2 protein-coding genes are annotated in these 1,182 nt (G+C 57.1%); one reads left to right on the top strand and one right to left on the bottom strand.

The window, feature by feature from the left end:
* Positions 1 to 186, top strand: a 186-nt coding sequence (locus tag CAPSK01_RS21630; protein WP_273702985.1) for a hypothetical protein, incomplete at its 5' end; no start/stop codon positions are given.
* 13 nt (positions 187 to 199) lie between these two features.
* Here the strand turns inward: CAPSK01_RS21630 and CAPSK01_RS02865 are convergent.
* Positions 200 to 1,099, bottom strand: a complete 900-nt coding sequence (locus CAPSK01_RS02865) for a DUF4062 domain-containing protein (RefSeq protein WP_034922247.1) — start codon at positions 1,097 to 1,099, stop codon at positions 200 to 202.
* Between the last annotated feature and the right edge of the window lie 83 nt (positions 1,100 to 1,182).

Here is a 1,182-nt window from a genome sequence, read left to right as displayed (position 1 = left end):
CTTGTTGCCGGTTCTCGTCTGTCGTATGAACATGCCCACGATCGTACAACAAAAGCAAGAGGCCGAGCCTGCCGATCGCAATTATTATGGCACTACAAAACAACAGAAAAATCCATCGCACGAAAAATCAACGACTTACTGTCGAACCTTGCCTGGAAAGCAGGAAATATGCGTATGGGATGTTAAAGATGGGCTAAGGTTAGGTGCCACTGGTGGCGAGCCGATCCGCGACTTGGTATCCCCGCTCCGTGAGTTCGAAGACAGACTCCTTGCCCGAGCTACCGTGGGAGAGCTGGACTAGGTTGTGGGTCTTCAACTCACTCAGTGCATAGTCCCACTTTGCCATGGAGCGACGATCTTCCATCTCGCCAAACTGCCGAGCGCCGGCCTGGATTACTCGCCCAGCGAGGAGATCGATAGCAAGTATTAGTCCTGTCTTATCCGCCGCCGCAGCCTCAAGGAGCTGACACGCTTCGGGACCAAGCGACGCGAGCAGCGCAGATATCTCGTCCGGCGGTGGCCCTTGTATCGCGGTGGGAATGCCGAACCCGTTCCGACGGCTCTTCTCCATCTCGAACGCCTGCCGGATGTACGGGCTCTTGTAGAGAACGACCTGCAGTTGTCGACGGAGCTTCAGACCAAACTCATCGGCATTCAGGAATGTCTCGATCAGGCCTTGCGATTCGCACCACTTCCGAAACTCCTGAAGTGCGTCGTACTGCTCGCGACTCACGGTCCGCAAGTCAGATGGAGCCTCACAGAAGTAGAGCATTGCCGGCTTCCCGGCCTGAACGTGTTTCTGAATCTCCTCGGCCGTCCCGCTGACAGAGCTACCCGTTGGGGTACCCAACCTCGTCCAGAAGATGCCAACCAGGAGGTCGCAATCCTTCAGTACCCGATCGTTGATCAGTTCCTGAGGTCGCGAGCCGAGTTCCGGAGAGGAGTGGGTTTCCCAACCAACAGGCATCAAGGCCACGAGCGTGGCTGCGGAGTGAATGTAGTTCCACTCGTGCAACACGTCGCGTGCCGAAGCGCGGTATTGAGTCACGTCGCCGGGCGAGGCGATCATGACTGGGATGATGGTGGCGGTGTAGGGCATGTGCTGTGGCACCTAACGTTTGAGTTGAGCCGCAGACGCCGGCTTGCCGGTGGCTGTCGGCTCGAACGAATGGTTGAACGAAT

The sequence above is a fragment of the Candidatus Accumulibacter vicinus genome (assembly GCF_000584955.1).
GTDB classification, from domain to species: Bacteria; Pseudomonadota; Gammaproteobacteria; order Burkholderiales; family Rhodocyclaceae; genus Accumulibacter; species Accumulibacter vicinus.
The sequence above is the reverse complement of the archived record's forward strand: the minus strand, read 5'-3'. Positions and strand labels throughout refer to the sequence as shown.